Source organism: Sinorhizobium sp. NFACC03 (assembly GCF_900103435.1).
In the GTDB taxonomy this organism is placed as follows: domain Bacteria; phylum Pseudomonadota; class Alphaproteobacteria; order Rhizobiales; family Rhizobiaceae; genus Ensifer.
This window is the reverse complement of record NZ_FMXF01000018.1, coordinates 99,586-115,358: the sequence shown is the minus strand read 5'-3', so window position 1 is coordinate 115,358 and position 15,773 is coordinate 99,586. Positions and strand designations below refer to the sequence as shown.

Sequence of the window (15,773 nt, the reverse complement as noted above, 5' to 3'; positions counted from 1 at the left end):
GTGGGCCCAGCGACGGGACCTCGCGCGCATGCATGTTCGCCCGACGGGATCATTGGAAACGCCAAACCCTGAAAGGCTTGAGACCATGACCATTTTTTCCCACCCCGCCGCCAAGATCGCGATCGTCCGTGCCCGCTGGCATGCCGATATCGTCGACCGCTGCGTCGATGCCTTCGTCGCGCAATGGACGAAGCTCGGCGGTTCGGCTGCCGACGTTGAGATCTTCGATGTGCCGGGCGCGCTCGAAATCCCGCTGCATGCGCAGACGCTGGCAAAGACCGGCCGCTACGCCGCGATCCTCGGCACCGCCTTCGTCGTCGACGGCGGCATCTACCGCCACGACTTCGTCGCCGGCACCGTGCTCGACGGCATGATGCGCGTCCAGCTCGACACCAATGTGCCGGTGCTTTCGGCCGTACTGACGCCGCACAATTTCCAGGAAAGCGAACCGCTCATTGCCTTCTTCCGCGAACACTTCGTCACCAAGGGCACGGAAGCCGCCAACGCCTGCTCGCAGATTTTGGATGCCCGCGCCAAGCTGGCGCTGGTCAACGCCTGATCGTCTGCGGCTCCGAAGTGAGCCTGCCTGGCGGGTGCGCCGTAAGCGCGCTGCCCCTCATCCGGCCTGCCGGCCACCTTCTCCCCGCTTGCGGGGAGAAGGACACGCGTGGCTCCTTGTCACCCAAACTCATCCTCTCTCGAGAACGGCCGGCCCCCCTGAGGTCAATCAGAGCCATCCCGCCAGCGAGAGCTCTCGTCCCCTCTCCCCGCCTGCGGGGAGAGGGTTAGGGTGAGGGGCAGAATTGCTCTCAGATCATGCCGAACTCGCAGCCCCCCGGAACGCCACAAGCACTCCCGTTGAATCCACTTGTGAGCCACCTGATTCAAGCCGGCAGCCCCAGCCGATAAGCCCCTGTCTCGACTCTCAAATTCGCGCCTACCGCGCCGCCTCGCCGTCCTGCAGGCTGCGCTCCAGCGCCGCCATCCGGTGGCGGTGGCCGCCGGCCTCGTAGCCGACGATGGTGACGACGGGCGCGAGCGTCAGGATGATCAGGCACATCGCCATATCGAGCCCAAGCATCGCCACGACGACGGACGCGATCAGCACCAGCGCCGTGCCGCAAAGCAGCCAGAGATGCAGCCGGTTCGTCTGCCGCAGCAGATACGCGTACATCGCGTAGAGCAGGCCGATGTAGAGTCCGACTGGAACCGCGACTGTCAGCACAGTTGCGACCGAGCTGATATGGGCCTTGTGCTCGATATAATAGGCCGCCACGTGCAGCCCGGCGCCGGTGGCGACTATCGCGGCGAAGATCGGTATGTGGCCATAACCCCAGACGAAGGACCGCTTGAGGCGGTGGTGGTGCAGCACCTCGGCGCTCGGCAAAAGGAAATAGATCCACCACATGCCGAAAGTGAGCCCGGTGCCGGCGAGGCAGACGAGCGCAACGTCGAGGTTCCAGCCTTCGCCCTCGACCACGGCAGAGATCGAGGCGACCGTTCCGACCACCCCTTCCCCGAGCGCGATGATCGCCAGCAGCCCGTAACGCTCGGCGATGTGATGCGCATGCCAGGGCGTGCCGCCATAGTGCATCTCGGCAATGTAGGGGCCGAGCATCTCGATCGCCGTCAGCGCGACGACCAGGGCAAAGGTCACCGCCAGCGAGAAGTCGAAGAAGATCAAAACGATCCAGCCAAGCTGGGCGACGCTGATCGCCTTCACATAGGCCATGCAGGCTTCCCGCCGCGCCGGATCCTGCCGGCTGGCGCGCAGCCACTGGAAGACCATCGCGACGCGCATGACGACATAGCCGAGCACCATGACGCCGTTGTTGAGGTGCTCGCCCTTGTCGATCGATTCGAACATCGGCGGCAGGCCGATCGCCAGGATCAGCACGCCGACCATCTGCACCATGGTGACGCTGCGAAAGATCCAGTCGTCGGTGTCGTAGGCCGAAGCGAACCAGCTGAAGTTGATCCAGGCCCAGCAGATGGCGAAGGTGGCAAAGCCGAAGCCGATCAGCCCTGCGGTGAAGTGGCCCTCGGCGAAGAGATGCGCGAGCTGCGAGGCGGCCAGGCTGAAGGCGATGACGAAAGTGAGGTCGAACAGCAGTTCGAGTGTCGTCGCAGTCCTGTGATGTTCGTGCGTATCACGTCCACTCATGCGCGCCACGTGGTGATGGCTGCTCGGATGCGGCTCGGTCGAGGTTGTTTCGCTCATGCGGTGACGCCCTTTTCAACGATCTGCAAGCATATTCAAATATTTGCGGAAGCGTCGTCAAGGCAGGTAGAACGCTGCACGTAAAGCGCCCGGCATTACTGCCGGGCGCTTCGTCACGATGCCTGAGGGAGGATCAACGGGCGTCGCGATATTGGGTTCAGGCCTTAGCAAGAGAGGAATGCGGGCGGAAAACCGCACACACTTTCCTCACCCCGCTCTGACGGAATCCAGGCGATCGATCGCATCGACGTTGCCGGCCGAAGCGCCCTGCGGATCGAATTCGGACGCAAGCCAGGTATCGACGATCGATTTCGCCAGCTCCGGCCCGATGACGCGTGCGCCCATGGTGATGATCTGGGCGTTGTTCGACTTCGCTGCCCGCTCGGCCGAATAGGTGTCGTGCGTCAATGCTGCGCGAATGCCCGACACCTTGTTGGCCGAGATGCAGACGCCGATGCCGGTGCCGCAGAACAGGATGCCGCGGTCGTGCTTGCCCTCGACGACCTGCTGCGCCAACTTTTGCGCGAGGTCCGCGTAATAGCCGGACTGGCTGAGGTCCACGACCTCGACGTCGGCCCGGCCCGCGAGATGGGCGGCAATGACGTCCAGCAGGGGCTTGCCGGCGCTATCTGCCCCGATTGCAATCTTCATGATTGTTCCTTTCCATTCTTCAGGAACTGCCGCGGCCGAAGGCTCAGATCGCCTTTACGACACGCTGCAGAATGTCGAGATAGCCAGTGACGTCCCAGGCGGAGCGACCGATGAAGAGGCCGTCGATATGCACCTGCGCGATCAATTCTTCGCAGTTGCCGGGATTGACGCTGCCGCCATAGAGCACCGGCACGCGCCGGCCGAGCGCCGCTTCGGCGACGTCAGCGATGCGCTTGTGGCGCTCGTTGGCATAGTCTGATGTCGCGGGAATGCCGTTGACGCCGATCGCCCAGACCGGCTCGTAGGCAAGCAGGATGGTCGCGTTCTTCGCCTCGCCTTCGAGCAGCGCCAGAGCGCCCTCGACCTGACGCTTCAGCACCGCGTCCGCTTCGCCCGCCTCACGCTCGGCCAACGTCTCGCCGATGCAGATCAGCGGCACCAGGCCATGGCGCACGGCCGCCGCCGTTTTCAGGCCGACGGTGCGATCCGTCTCGCCGAAATGTTCGCGCCGCTCGCTATGGCCCAACTCGACCACGTCGAGATTGCAATCCTTCAGCATCAGCGGCGACACCTCGCCGGTCCAGGCGCCGGCATCGTCCCAATGCATGTTCTGCGCGCCGACCTTGACGCTGGCGCCTTCAAGCCGCGCCTTGACCTCACGCACCGCCGTGAACGGCGGGATGACGAAGCGCTGGATCCGTTCGTCGCGCGCTGCGTCTGCCGTAGCCAGGCCTTCGGCAAAGGCCATCGCCTCGGCGAGCGTCTTGTTCATCTTCCAGCTGGTGCCGACCCAGAGCCCGGACTTGTTCATGCTTTCTCCGATGTCTTGCTATTGCCAACCCTGACCAGCCGGATGCCCGCCTCTTCGAGGGGTGCTGCATGCTCGGCAGCCACTTCGGCGCCGGTCAGCACCGCGTCGAAGGCATCGAGCCCGGTCAGGAAGTGGAGCGCCGAGCGCCCAAATTTGTCGTGGTCCACCAGCAGGTATTTGCGCTTGGCCGCCTTCACCATCAGGCGCTTGGCCTGCACCACCTCCTGGTCCTGGTGGAAGGCCGTCGTCCCTTCGATCGCAGAGCTGGAGAGAAAGGCGATGTCGACGCGCAGCGACCGCAGCGCCTCGTCGGTGACGATGCCGAAGAAGCCATTGAACTTCTTGCTGTACTGGCCACCGAGCGCGATGACATTGATGCCCGGCGCACCCGAGAGGCTGGTGATCACGCCGAGATTGTTGGTGATGACCGTCAGCGGGCGAATGTCGCGGATACATTCGGCAATCGCGCCGGTCGTCGAGCTGTCGTCGATCAGGATGCTCTGCCCGGGCTCGATCAGCCCCGCCGCATATTCGGCGATCCGCCGCTTTTCGGCGGTGGCGATCTTCTCACGGTAACGGAAGTCGCTTTCGAATTGTGGGCTCGACTGGATCGAGGCGCCACCATGCACCTTGCGCAGCAGGCCCGCCTGTTCGAGGTCGTCGAGGTCGCGATGCACCGTCATCTTGCTGACGCCGAAGCGCAAGGACAGGTCTTCGACGGACGCCGCTCCGGCCTCCATCAGCACATCCATGATCGCCTGTCGCCTGTCTTCCGGCTTCATCATCTCGGTCCCGATCACGCGCAGCCATGGCCGCGCTCACCGTGAGAAGATAACACCTATTTGTGATATTTCAATTTCTATTGTGTGATTTTGTGATCTTTCAATGTGATTTCTGTGGGCGATTGAAACCGGTATCGATGTGGGGTTCCCAGAACTCCACCGACTCCCGGATCATCTCCACGACGGTGTGGTCGGTCGGCTCGCGCTCGCGGAAGGAAAGCTCGAGACAGATCTCGTTGTCGGTGCCGCCGCCAGCCTTGACCGCGCCGATCAGCTTCTCCGGCGTGATGCGGCCGTCCCGGTTGTAGGCAGCGGTAAACGGCCAATGGCCGCCCTTGTTCATTGATGACTGCTTGATGTGGATGATCGGCGAACGCTCGGGAAACGCCCCGGCCCAGGCATAGGGATCGATATCATCGGGATTGTCCGAGGTGACGTCGCCATGGTCGATATCGACCATCATCTTCATCGGAATCGGCAGATCGGCCTCGGCCAGCCGCCGGTCGAGCGATCGGCATTCCTCGATCGTGTGGCCGAATTCGCGGCCGACCGACATCGGCTCCCAGAAGACGTAGGAGAGCCCCGCCGCCTTGCTGTGCTCTGCCACTTCGCGCCAGCATTCGATGGCGATCCGCATCATCTCCTCGCGCCGCGCCGGATCGTCGTAATCCTTCAGCGTGAAGATCGCGAACTGCGTGCCCATGCCGGACGCGCCGAGTTCGGCGGAGATATCGGCAAAGGTCTTGAACCAGTCGACATAGTAGCGCCTCACATCCGGATCCGGATGGCCGAAATGGTTGAGCCGGCCATAGGGGCCGGTCATGCCCGAGGTGATCTTCACCCCGGTGCGGTCCAGCGCTTTGCGAAACTGCCTGACGGTCTTGGCGATCGTCGCCGCCGGCCAGCCCGGATTGACGAATTCATGCGTCAGCTGCACGTAGCCGATGCCGATCTTCTCGGCGATCGTGTCGATCAGGTCGTCGGCTTCGGCGAAACGGTTGACTAGCGGATTGGTGTTGAGCGACAGCGTGAAGGCCACGACCTTACTCCCGGCTACCAGAGAAATTTCGGAAGGATGAAATCGGGGGACGCGCCATGTTCGGCAAAGAGCCGGCGGCGTTCCTCGTCGGAGGCCTGCTCCAGAATCCCCGTTGTGACCAAGACAGAATGAAGCCCCGCACTCGCTGCCCCCGCAATGTCGTGCTCGATGCTGTCGCCGATGGCTGCGACCCGCGTCGGGTCGGGATGCCCAAGGAAATCGAGCGCAGAGGCGTAGATGTCGGCAAAGGGCTTGCCGATCCAGCGCACGCTACCGCCGAGCTCTTCGTAAAGCTCGGCGATACGCCCAGCGGCGAAGGCATTTCCGGTCTTCGTCAGCATCACCTTGTCGGGATTGGTGCAGAGGCACGGAACGCCACGCGCGGCCGCCGGCGCCAGCAACGCCTCATAGTGAGAGAGCGGATAGACGTCGCCTTCGCTCCCCGCAAGAAGCACGATATCGGCATCCGCGCCGTTTTCGCTGCGCTCGAGATCGAGGCCCGTCATTGGCGAGACGTCGCCGTCGCGGCTGATGAGCAGGCATTTGCGCGCCCCGCCGCTTACGCCTTCACCTTCCCGTTTCAGGATCTGCCAGGCGACCTCGCCCGAGGTCAGGAACCAGTCCCAGCTGCCGGCAACGAAACCAAGATCGACCAGACGGCGGTCGTTTTCCGCGGAGCGTTTGCCCGAATTAGAGAGGATGACGATGCGCTTGCCGGCCTGCTTCAGCCGCACCAACGTTTCGGCCGCCCCCGGGTAGGATCCGCGCCCGTCGCGCAGCACGCCGAACTGGTCGATCAAGAACGCATCGTAGCGATCGGCAATCGCACTCAGCCTCTCGATGGTTTGCACGACCGTCACAGCACACCTGCCTTCCTGGCGCCGGCCAGCGCAAGCCGCGCCGTGCCGACGGCGGCCTCCTCCGAGAGAACCGGCAGGAATGGCACGCCGAACTTGCGCGCGCGGATTGCGGTCCAGGCCGCATTCTTCGCGCCGCCGCCAACGCTGCGGAGCGAACGAAGCGTCGGCCCGCCGAGCGCGGCCAACCGCTGGTAGGCGAGGCTCTCGACCCCGGCAATGCCTTCGAAGATTGCCTTCAGAAAGGTCGCATCGTCGGCCGGCCGTGGGCTCATCCGCGGCAGAAAATCCGAATCGGCGACCGGAAAACGCTCGCCGGGTTTGACGAGCGGATAGTAGTCGAGCCCGGTATCGACGACCGGGTTGATCTCCTCAGAAAGCACGGCGATCCTTTCCGGCGAGAAATGCTCGGCGAGCACCACCCCGCCGGTATTGGATGCCCCACCCGCAAGCCACATCTCGCCGATGCGGTGGCTGTAGAGCCCATATTCCGGCGCAAACAGCGGCCGTTCGGAGAGCATCTTCACCGTCAAAGTCGTGCCAAGCGCGCTGACGCCGTCCCCCGGCTGATCGGCGCCCGTTGCCAGGAACGAGGCGCACCCGTCCGTGGTGCCGGCAACGATCACCACGCCGGCCGGTAGATCAAAGGCTTCGGCCGCCGCCGGCGCGATGGTCGCGATCGGCGCGCCGGCTGGCAGCACGTCTGGCAAAAGCTCGACACGCGCCCCCGTCCTTCCGATCCACTCCGGCCACGAGCGTGATACCGGGTCGTAGCCAGTCTTGAGGGCATTGTTTTCGTCGGAGACATCATAGAGCCCGGTGAAGTGCCCGGCGAGCCAATCGGCTTGATGGATCACCCGGAAAACATCCGGCACCGACTGGAAGGCGAGAAGCTTGGCAAGGCCGGATGTGGCGCCATGGGCAGCACTCTCCCGCGGCGCATGGGCGGAAACCGCATCGAGAAGAGCCCGGTCGGCAACCGGATCGTTGTACATCATCGGCGTCGCCAGCGGCGCACCGCTTTGATCGACCGGCAGCATCGTTCCGGACGTGCCGTCGATCGCGAGCGCTGTAACCTGTCGCCTGTCGATACTTCCGAGCGTTTCGCCGAGCGCCGCCTGCACCGCCTTCCACCAGCCGATGGGATCGCGATGATCCCCGGAGAAGGACGCGAGTCTCGCCGCACCCGATGCGACGACGACGCCATCCGCGGCCATGGCCACTGCCCGCGCGCCCGAGGTGCCAATATCGATGCCGAGGACCAGCTTGTCACCGCTCATTGCAGCACCTGTCCGGCGCGGTTGAGCTCCTGGCGGTATTTCTCAGCATCCCATCCGAGAAGTTCCGCGTTTTCCGCTTCCGTCAGGTAGCGCAGGCGAGCATCCGCCGGAATGCGTGCCGTCACGTCGGCAAGGCACCGCGCCATGGCGAAGGCGCCGGCGGACATCTCCTTCTGCACCAGCACGCCCTTGCCGGGGAAAAGCAGCAACGGCGGCAGGCTCTCGCCGGCAGCACGCCGCTTCGCCTCGATCGCAAGCGCGGTCTCGCCGGGAGCGGCTACTACGACGCCCTTGCCGAGGAAAATCACGTGGTCGGGATAGAGGCTGCCGCCGGCGGCAAGCCGGCAGCTGTCGAGGTCGGCCGCCACCGCGTGCAGGTACGGATCCTCCGGCAGCCGGTAGTCGCTGTCGACGGCAAGCCGCGAAAGGGCCGCCACATCCGCCGTCGGCGCCTCCCGCCTCTGCCCGGTCAGGCAGCGCGTGATGTCGGTCAGCAGGATGGTCGCATCGACCACGCTCTCGGCAGCGACGACAAGGCCATGGTTGCCGAGAACCAGCGCCGAGGTGTTGTCCTGCACCCGTTCGGCTATAGCTCTGGCAAGTGGCAACCCCGGCCGGGCATAGGGTACAAAGACATGCGGGAAACCGGCGAGCCGCTCGGCGGCGATCGCGGCACCGATCGTCTGCACCGCCGTCGCGATCGTCTCGACGCAATGCACATGCACCACCACCCTCTGCGGCATCAGCGCATGCACCGTCGTTTCGATCGAAGGGCGCAGGCCAGAGGGGTTGCGCTCGGCAATCACGAAGTCCTGGGCCTTCTCCGTCGCCGGATCATTGCGCTCCAGCGCATCGAGCAACGGATCGAGCGCCACTGGCACCATGACGTCGCGCTGGCGGGCATGCGCCAGCCAGAGCCCCGAGGCCTTGATCCAGAGCGCCCCACCCTCCTTGATCGAGGTGTTGCCGCCCGCCCCCTGCACCAGCAGCGGATCCGACCCGATACGGGCCGAAAGATCGAGAAGCGCTTCGAATTCCAGACTTCGCATCTCGGTCTCCTTCAAGCCGCCGCCTGCTGACGTTCCAGCCAATGGGTGAAGGCCTGCCGCTCGGCCAGTGTCATGTGCAGGCCGTGTTTGGTCCGACGGTCAAGAATGTCGTCCGCCGTCAGCGCCCATTCGTTGTCGATGAGGAAGCGCGCCTCGCGCTCGCGAAGGAGCGAGCCGAAGGCCGGCCCGAGATCCTCGACCGCGGTGGCACCGGCAAGCAGCGCATGCGTCCTGGTGCCATAGAGCCGCGCATAATGCTTGGCGAGATCGGCGGGCAGAAAGCGGTAGCGTGCCTTGAGATCTCCCAGGAACTGCTCGAAATCGGCATCCGCCATGTCGCCGCCCGGCAGATGGGCGCGTGCCGTCCAGGCCGGTCCCATCTTGGGGAAGAAGGGTTTCAGCCGTTCCAATGCATGTTCGGAAAGCTTGCGGAACGTGGTGATCTTGCCGCCCAAGACCGAGAGCAGAGGCGCCTGGCCATCGGCCGCATCGACCTCGAAAATATAGTCGCGGGTGACGGCGGAGGGGTTCTCGGCGTTGTCGTCATAGAGCGGGCGCACGCCGGAGAAGCTATAGACGATATCGTCAGAGGTCAGTTGTTGCTTGAAGTAGCGGTTTACCGACTTCAGCAGATAGCTAATCTCGTTGCCGTCGGCCGATACGTCCTCCGGCCGGCCTTCATAGGGGATGTCCGTCGTGCCGATCAGCGCCAGATCGTTCTGATAGGGGTTGATGAAGATCACCCGCTTGTCCGGGTTCTGGACCAGATAGGCCTGCCGCCCCTCCCAGAACTTCGGCACGACGATGTGGCTACCCTTGACGAGGCGCACGCTGCGGCTGGAGTTCAGCCCGCCGATCCGGCCGATCACGTCGTTGACCCAGGGGCCGGCCGTGTTGACCACACACCGTGCCCTCGCCTCGGTCTTGGCGCCGGTTCGCGTATCGGTCATCTCGATAAACCAGAGCCCGTCGCGCCGGCGGATCGCGCTGCAGGCGGTGCGCGTCAAGACCCGGGCGCCACGGGAGCGGGCATCGAGCGCGTTCAGGACGACGAGGCGGGCGTCATCCACCCAACAGTCGGAATACTCGAACGCCTTGCGGTATTCGCGCTTGATCGGCGCGCCCTCCGGCGCGGTCGAAAGATTGAGGCTCCGCGTCCCCGGCAGCCGTTTGCGTCCGCCGAGATGGTCATAGAGGAAGAGCCCGAGCCGCACGAGCCAGGCCGGCCGATCCTCCGGGTTGTGCGGCAGCACGAAACGCATCGGCCAGATGATGTGCGGCGCGGACTGAAGCAGCACCTCGCGTTCGATCAGCGCCTCGCGCACCAGACGAAACTCGTAATATTCGAGATAGCGCAGACCGCCATGCACCAGCTTGCCCGAACGCGAGCTCGTGCCCTGCGCCAGATCGTCCTTCTCGCACAAGAGAACCGAAAGCCCTCGCCCGGCGGCGTCGCGCGCAATGCCCGCGCCATTGACGCCGCCGCCGATGACAAACAGATCATACACTCTGGTCTCGGAACCCACCGTCGTTACTCCTGTCGCCATCGCCGCCATGCCTCACGCCGCCTTCGTCTTGTCCTGCAGGCCATAGGTGGAGAAGCCCTCGATCACGCCTGATATCTCGGCCTCCGACAGGAGCACCGGGCCGCCGATCAGCAGCGTGTGGTAGTACTGCTTGGCGATCGTCTCGAGCTCGACCGCCGCCCACATCGCCTTCTCCAGGCTCGCGCCGGTCGCGATCATGCCGTGGTTCGCCATCAGGCAGGCACTGCGGCCTTCGAGGGCGCGCAAGACGCTGTCGGAGAGCGCCTTGGTGCCATAGCGCTCGTAGTCCGCGACGCGCACATCACTGCCGCCGAAGGCCGCGATCATGTAGTGGCAGGCCGGGATCGGCTTGCGGGCGATCGCCAGAATGGTCGAATACATCGCATGGGTGTGGACGACGGCACCGACCTCCGGCCGAGCGCGCAGGATATCCAGGTGAAACGGCCATTCGACCGACGGCTTCTTCGGCCCTGACCAGCTTCCGTATTCGCCCTCGATCGGCATGGCGACGATCATCTCGGCCGTCATCTCGTCATAGGGAATGCCCGAGGGCGTCACCAGCATGGTCTCGCCGTGGCGCAGGCTGATATTGCCCGACGTGCCCTGGTTGAGCCCGATGGCGTTCATGTGGCGGCAATGGTCGACGATCGACTGGCGCAGTTCGCGTTCGCTCATAACTGTCACCTCAGCAGGGATGAACTGGCGGCAGGCCGGCGATGTAGCGGCGGACTTCCTCGGCCGCCATTTCGGCGGCAAAGGTCACGGTGCGCACCGAGGCGCCGGCGATATGCGGCGTCAGCGTCACATTGGGGAGTTGCAGCAGCGGCCAATCCTCCGGTACCGGCTCCACGGCGAAGGTCTCCAGCATCGCCGCCGAGAGATGGCCGCTCAGCAGGTTTTCATAGAGCGCGTCGTAGTCGCAGAGCGGGCCACGCGCCGTGTTCACGAAGATCGCGCCCGGCTTCATCTTGGCGAAGGTCTCGGCGTTCATCATGTTGCGCGTCTCCTCCGTGACGCGGGGATGCAGCGTCACGAGGTCCGAGCGGGACAGAAGATCGTCGAGCGAGACCTGCTCGACGCCAGCATTGAGGTCGTCCGCCGAAAGCTGCACATAGGGGTCGTGCACCAGCACTTTGGTGCCGAAGGCGCGCAGCAGACGCACGACCTTGGTGCCGATATTGCCGTAGCCGATGACGCCAACGGTCATTTCGCAGAGTTCGCGGCCGGTGCGGTCGGCGCGGTAGAGATCGCCGCGCCATTCGCCCTTCCGCAGCGCCTCATGGCCGGTGCGGATCAGCCGCGTCTCGGCGAGGATCGCGCCGAGGGTAAATTCGGCAACGGCGCTTGCATTGCGGCCGGGTGTGTTGACGACGCGCACACCTGCGTCGCGCGCCGCACCCATGTCGATATTCACAGGTCCGCCGCGTGAAACCGCAACGAGCCTCAGGCCGGGCAACGCCTTGAGCATCCCCCGAGACAACGGCGCCAGCTGCGTCACCAGGATTTCCGCGTCACCGATGAATTCGACGATGTCCTCGGGCTTGCCGAGGTATTCCTTCAGCCCGTCCATGCCTTCGACGGCATAGCCGTGCTCCATCGGCACATCGGGCCAGGGCAGTTCGAGCGTGCGGATGTCATGGCCGTTGCCGGTCGCCTCGACGATCTTGTCGCGGAACACATCCGGCAGCATGAACCGGTCGCCGATAATGGCTATCTTCTTCATTTCGGTGTTTCCTGTTGATTTCCGGCGTCAGCACTTTGGGAGAGTGCGTGCCAGACGGGTCTGAGCGCTGTTCGCGACTGCTGGTAGGCGGGGAAGAGTTCGTCAAAGCGACAGCTAAGCACCGGATCGGCGGCTTCCGCCGGTCGTTGGTAGGGGGTGACCCAATCGCCGAGGCAATCGGCCATCGAGGGATAGATGCCGAGCGAGGCGGCGGCGATCATGGCAGCACCGGCAGCACCCGCCTCTTCCCGTTCGCTCGTCTGGACGCTGGCGCCGAGCGCCGCTCCGAGGATGCGGCGGAGCGAGGCGCTGCGGGCAGCACCACCCGTCAGCTGGATGCGCGCCGGCAGCGGCCCCATTTCCGCGTAGCAATCGCGCGCCGCCATGGCGAGCCCGTCAAAGACCGCCTTCACCATGTCGCCGAAACCGTGGGTGATCGAGAGGCCGACGAAGGAGGCGCGGGCCGAGGCGTCGACGAAAGGCCCGCGCTCGCCCGCCTCCGAGATATAGGGCTGGAAGATCAGCGGCGTGTCCTTGGCGTCCGCAAGCCAGCCGTCGACATGGGAAAGCAGTTCGTCCTTCGATTTTTCGACGCCCATGCCCTTGAGCAGCCCGGATGCCACCGACAGGATCCAGTCGATGTTGAGCGTCGCTGCCATATTCGACTGCATCTGCGCATAGGTGCCCGGGATCGGCATGCACATGGTGTAGCCGGTCAAGTCGCGGTTGAGGCGCACATCGTCGGCACCGTTGGCCAGTCGCATATGCATGCCGGTCGAACCGATGATCGAGCAGCCAGTATCGGTGCCGGGATCATAGAGGCCGGCACCGAGCGCGGTGCAGACCACATCGACGTAACCGAGCACAACAGGCGTGCCTTCGGTGAGCCCCGTGATGCGAGCGGCTTCGGCCGAATGCAGGTGATGGGTCGAGGCACCATCGACGATCTCGGGCAGCACATGCTTCAGCTTTTCGAGGCCGAGGAAGGCGATGACGTCGTCGTCGTAGCTGCGGGTGCGGAAATTGCCGAAGCTGAAATTGGCCTCGGATGGGTCGGTCGCCCGCTTGCCGGTCAGCTTGAAATAGAGCCAGTCCTTGCAATGGAACGTCGTTGCGACACCGTTGAGCATCTCGGGCGCATGGTCGCGCATCCAGCGAAGCTGCGGGCCCTGCTGGCAGGCGGCGAGCCCCACGCCCGTGCTTTGAAAGCGGTCGATATCGCCGCTGTCGGCGCGCAGCCGCTCCACCGTCTCGCCGGCGCGCGCATCGAGCCAGAGCCAGCCCTTGCCGACAGGCGCGCCGTCCCTGTCGATCATCCAGGTGCCGTCCCCCTGACCGGTCACCGCGATCGCGGCAACACGGCCAGGGAGGTTTTCGATCTTGTCGGAGAGCTGCTTGAGCGTCGCTGCCGCATCGGCCCAGGTGCGGTCGAGATCTTGCACGCTGCCGGCGCGGCCCACGGCCTCATAGGCGTTCGGCAGGGCCGCCATGGCGATCTGCCGACCGCGCAGGTCGAAGGCCACCGATTTGATGACCGACGTACCCGCATCTATGCCGATGAGGATGTCCCGCATCAGGCGAGCTCCTGTCCATGGCTGATCGCCCGGCCGCTTTCGCCGTCGAAGACATGCAGGCTCGACGGGTCGAGATGGATGCCGATCGGCTGGCCGACATCAAGCTCCGTCCGGTCGTGCTCGACCAGCACCATGGTGCCGCCGGCAAAATCCGCGGCGATATGGGTTTGGTCGCCGAGCCATTGGTTGACGGCGACGCGGCCGGTGACGCCGTCGGCGCTGCGGCGCACCGAATAGGGCCTTATGCCGAGCACCACCTTCTGCCGCTTGACCAGCGCGTCGCGCACCGCATGCGAAAAATCGGAGGCCGGATATTCGAGCCGCACGCCATCCTTGAGGCCGAAGGCTACCTTGCTCTCCGACCCCGAAACGCTCGCCTCGAACACGTTCATCGGCGGCTCGCCGACGAAGGTGCCGGTGAAGAGATTGGCCGGCCGCTCCTTGATCTTCTGCGGGGTGTCGAACTGCTGCAGCACCCCGCCTTCCATGACGGCGATGCGGTCGGCGAGCGCGTTGGCCTCGGTCTGGTCGTGGGTGACGAGGATCGCCGTCAGCCCGCGCTCCTTGATGTAGTGCTTGATGCGGCCGCGAAGCAGCGCGCGAAGCTGCGGCTCCAGTTGTCCCATCGGCTCGTCGAGCAGATGCAGGCTGGCATCGCGGATGAGAGCCCGCCCAAGCGAGGCGCGCTGCTGCTGGCCGCCGGAGATCGAGCTCGGGTAGCGCCCGAGGATGTCCTCGATTTCCAAGAGCTTGGCGATACCAGCGACCTTCTCGTCGACGACGCCCTGCGAAAGCTTCGACGCCTTCAGCGCGAAGGCGATGTTCTCGCGCACCGTGAGCGGCGGGTAGAGCGAATAGCCCTCAAACGCCATGGCGACGTTGCGGCGCACCGGCGGCAAGGTCTGCACCGGCCGGCCGGCAAGCGAGATCGTGCCACGCGAGACCGCCTCGAAGCCGGCGATCATGCGCAATGTCGAGGTCTTGCCGCAGCCGGACGAGCCCAGCAGCGCGATGATCTCGCCCTTCTGAACATCCATGTTCAGCTTCTTCACGGCATGCACGCCGTAATCGACAGGGCCGTAGAACTTGTCGACGTCCTTGATCAAAAGAGCGGTGTCGGTCATGCCGCTTCTCCATTGCGCTTGGCTGCGAGGTCGGCGCGCGGCAGCAGGGCGCCGCTCGTCTTGTCGAAGAGGAAGGCCTGGGAGCCATTGACGGCAATATGGGCCGGGCCTGCGACCGGACCAGGCGTACCAGCCGGACGCGACACCAGGATTTCGCGGCCACGCGCGGTCAGTGCCAGCGTCACGGTCTTTTCGTTGAGCGGCGTTTCCGCCTCCACCGTCACAGGGATCGCACTGGGCGCGGTGGCATCGACGAAGCTCAAGGCCTCTGGGCGCAGACCGAGCACGCATTGTCTGCCGACGACGTCGGCGCCGTAATCGGCCAGTCGCACCCGGACATTCGAGAGTTCGACGAAGACGCCTTCACCGCCACGCTGCGGCACGACATCGAGCAGGTTGATGGTGGGATCGCCGAAGAGCCGCGCGATCTCGATATCAGCCGGCGCATTGTAGATTTCCTGCGGCGTTCCGACCTGGCGGATGCGGCCAGCGGCCATGACGGCGATGCGGTCACCGAGCGCCATCGTCTCCTTGTAGTCCTGGGTGACGTAGACGACGGTTGCGCCTTGCGCCGCGAGCAGCCGCGGCAGTTCCAGCCGCATCTCGAAGCGGAGCTTTGCATCGACGTTGCGCAAGGGATCATCGAGCAGCAGAAGCGGCGGCGAGCCGACGAGCGCGCGGGCAAGCGCGGTCCGCTGCTTCTGGCCGTTGGAAAGCGCCTTTGGGTGATGGCTCAGCACATGGTCGATCTTCAGCAGTTTCGCGACCTTCTGCACGCCGGCGGCGATCCTGTCCTTCGACGATTTCGTCGCCGTCAGCGGGCTTGCGATATTGTCGAAGGCGCTCATGTGCGGGAAGAGCGCAAAGTTCTGGAAGGCCATGCCGACACCGCGATGCTCGGCATCGACATCGGTCATGTCCTCGCCGCCGATCAGCACCCGGCCCTCGTCCGGCTCGATGACGCCGGCGACCAATCGCAGCAGCACGGTCTTGCCGGCACCGGAAGGGCCGAAAAGCACCAGCCGCTCGCCATCGGCGACGTCGAGCGTCAGGTCGTCGAGAACCGTCTGGCTCTTGTAGCGCTTGACGATATTCTTCAGTTGCAGCGTGGTCAT

General features: G+C 64.7%; 15 protein-coding genes. 1 reads left to right on the top strand and 14 read right to left on the bottom strand.

Going from position 1 to position 15,773, the window contains the following annotated elements:
* The first annotated feature begins 85 nt into the window (after nt 1-85).
* Nucleotides 86-559 (top strand): 6,7-dimethyl-8-ribityllumazine synthase, encoded by a 474-nt coding sequence (locus BLU35_RS21755; protein WP_058321849.1) that lies wholly within the window; start codon nt 86-88, stop codon nt 557-559.
* 378 nt (nt 560-937) lie between these two features.
* Here BLU35_RS21755 and BLU35_RS21750 read toward each other — a convergent pair whose 3' ends face one another.
* The 14 genes from BLU35_RS21750 to BLU35_RS21685 all read right to left on the bottom strand — a co-directional run bounded on the left by BLU35_RS21750 (nt 938) and on the right by BLU35_RS21685 (nt 15,773).
* Entirely contained in the window at nt 938-2,221 is a 1,284-nt protein-coding gene (locus BLU35_RS21750; protein ID WP_058321848.1) for a low temperature requirement protein A, read from the bottom strand.
* 207 nt (nt 2,222-2,428) lie between these two features.
* Complete coding sequence (gene derI / locus BLU35_RS21745; protein ID WP_093234438.1) at nt 2,429-2,872, bottom strand: D-erythrulose-4-phosphate isomerase; 444 nt, start codon at nt 2,870-2,872, stop codon at nt 2,429-2,431.
* Between the two features lie 43 nt (nt 2,873-2,915).
* On the bottom strand, nt 2,916-3,683 hold the full coding sequence (locus tag BLU35_RS21740; RefSeq protein WP_093234437.1) for a triose-phosphate isomerase: 768 nt from the start codon (nt 3,681-3,683) through the stop codon (nt 2,916-2,918).
* Nucleotides 3,680-4,465 (bottom strand): DeoR/GlpR family DNA-binding transcription regulator, encoded by a 786-nt coding sequence (locus tag BLU35_RS21735; protein WP_093234456.1) that lies wholly within the window; start codon nt 4,463-4,465, stop codon nt 3,680-3,682. Before BLU35_RS21735 ends, BLU35_RS21740 begins: the two co-directional genes overlap by 4 nt.
* Nucleotides 4,466-4,565: 100 nt before the next feature.
* Complete coding sequence (locus BLU35_RS21730; protein WP_093234436.1) at nt 4,566-5,504, bottom strand: sugar phosphate isomerase/epimerase family protein; 939 nt, start codon at nt 5,502-5,504, stop codon at nt 4,566-4,568.
* A gap of 14 nt (nt 5,505-5,518) precedes the next feature.
* Complete coding sequence (locus BLU35_RS21725; protein WP_093234435.1) at nt 5,519-6,364, bottom strand: TIGR01459 family HAD-type hydrolase; 846 nt, start codon at nt 6,362-6,364, stop codon at nt 5,519-5,521.
* Nucleotides 6,361-7,641, bottom strand: coding sequence for an FGGY-family carbohydrate kinase (locus BLU35_RS21720; protein WP_093234434.1), 1,281 nt, complete (start codon nt 7,639-7,641; stop codon nt 6,361-6,363). Before BLU35_RS21720 ends, BLU35_RS21725 begins: the two co-directional genes overlap by 4 nt.
* On the bottom strand, nt 7,638-8,690 hold the full coding sequence (locus BLU35_RS21715; RefSeq protein ID WP_093234433.1) for a class II aldolase/adducin family protein: 1,053 nt from the start codon (nt 8,688-8,690) through the stop codon (nt 7,638-7,640). Before BLU35_RS21715 ends, BLU35_RS21720 begins: the two co-directional genes overlap by 4 nt.
* Before the next feature lie 11 nt (nt 8,691-8,701).
* Nucleotides 8,702-10,237 carry a glycerol-3-phosphate dehydrogenase gene (locus BLU35_RS21710; RefSeq protein WP_093234455.1) on the bottom strand — a complete coding sequence of 512 codons (1,536 nt, stop codon included), beginning with the start codon at nt 10,235-10,237 and terminating at the stop codon, nt 8,702-8,704.
* Between the two features lie 12 nt (nt 10,238-10,249).
* A complete protein-coding gene (locus BLU35_RS21705; RefSeq protein WP_093234432.1) occupies nt 10,250-10,912 on the bottom strand; it encodes a class II aldolase/adducin family protein in 663 nt (220 codons plus the stop codon).
* A gap of 10 nt (nt 10,913-10,922) precedes the next feature.
* A complete protein-coding gene (locus BLU35_RS21700) occupies nt 10,923-11,960 on the bottom strand; it encodes a 2-hydroxyacid dehydrogenase (RefSeq protein ID WP_093234431.1) in 1,038 nt (345 codons plus the stop codon).
* A complete protein-coding gene (locus BLU35_RS21695; RefSeq protein ID WP_093234430.1) occupies nt 11,957-13,534 on the bottom strand; it encodes an FGGY-family carbohydrate kinase in 1,578 nt (525 codons plus the stop codon). Before BLU35_RS21695 ends, BLU35_RS21700 begins: the two co-directional genes overlap by 4 nt.
* A complete protein-coding gene (locus BLU35_RS21690; RefSeq protein ID WP_093234429.1) occupies nt 13,534-14,658 on the bottom strand; it encodes an ABC transporter ATP-binding protein in 1,125 nt (374 codons plus the stop codon). Before BLU35_RS21690 ends, BLU35_RS21695 begins: the two co-directional genes overlap by 1 nt.
* A complete protein-coding gene (locus BLU35_RS21685) occupies nt 14,655-15,773 on the bottom strand; it encodes an ABC transporter ATP-binding protein (RefSeq protein ID WP_093234428.1) in 1,119 nt (372 codons plus the stop codon). The genes BLU35_RS21690 and BLU35_RS21685 overlap by 4 nt, the downstream gene beginning before the upstream one ends.

Bases quoted from the DNA above. Each gene is read 5' to 3' on its own strand.
- BLU35_RS21755 (WP_058321849.1), top strand. From the start codon at position 86: ATGACCATTTTTTCCCACCCCGCCGCCAAGATCGCGATCGTCCGTGCC.
- BLU35_RS21750 (WP_058321848.1), bottom strand. From the start codon at position 2,221: ATGAGCGAAACAACCTCGACCGAGCCGCATCCGAGCAGCCATCACCAC.
- derI (WP_093234438.1), bottom strand. From the start codon at position 2,872: ATGAAGATTGCAATCGGGGCAGATAGCGCCGGCAAGCCCCTGCTGGAC.
- BLU35_RS21740 (WP_093234437.1), bottom strand. From the start codon at position 3,683: ATGAACAAGTCCGGGCTCTGGGTCGGCACCAGCTGGAAGATGAACAAG.
- BLU35_RS21735 (WP_093234456.1), bottom strand. From the start codon at position 4,465: ATGAAGCCGGAAGACAGGCGACAGGCGATCATGGATGTGCTGATGGAG.
- BLU35_RS21720 (WP_093234434.1), bottom strand. From the start codon at position 7,641: ATGAGCGGTGACAAGCTGGTCCTCGGCATCGATATTGGCACCTCGGGC.
- BLU35_RS21715 (WP_093234433.1), bottom strand. From the start codon at position 8,690: ATGCGAAGTCTGGAATTCGAAGCGCTTCTCGATCTTTCGGCCCGTATC.
- BLU35_RS21710 (WP_093234455.1), bottom strand. From the start codon at position 10,237: ATGGCGACAGGAGTAACGACGGTGGGTTCCGAGACCAGAGTGTATGAT.
- BLU35_RS21705 (WP_093234432.1), bottom strand. From the start codon at position 10,912: ATGAGCGAACGCGAACTGCGCCAGTCGATCGTCGACCATTGCCGCCAC.
- BLU35_RS21700 (WP_093234431.1), bottom strand. From the start codon at position 11,960: ATGAAGAAGATAGCCATTATCGGCGACCGGTTCATGCTGCCGGATGTG.
- BLU35_RS21695 (WP_093234430.1), bottom strand. From the start codon at position 13,534: ATGCGGGACATCCTCATCGGCATAGATGCGGGTACGTCGGTCATCAAA.
- BLU35_RS21690 (WP_093234429.1), bottom strand. From the start codon at position 14,658: ATGACCGACACCGCTCTTTTGATCAAGGACGTCGACAAGTTCTACGGC.
- BLU35_RS21685 (WP_093234428.1), bottom strand. From the start codon at position 15,773: ATGACCACGCTGCAACTGAAGAATATCGTCAAGCGCTACAAGAGCCAG.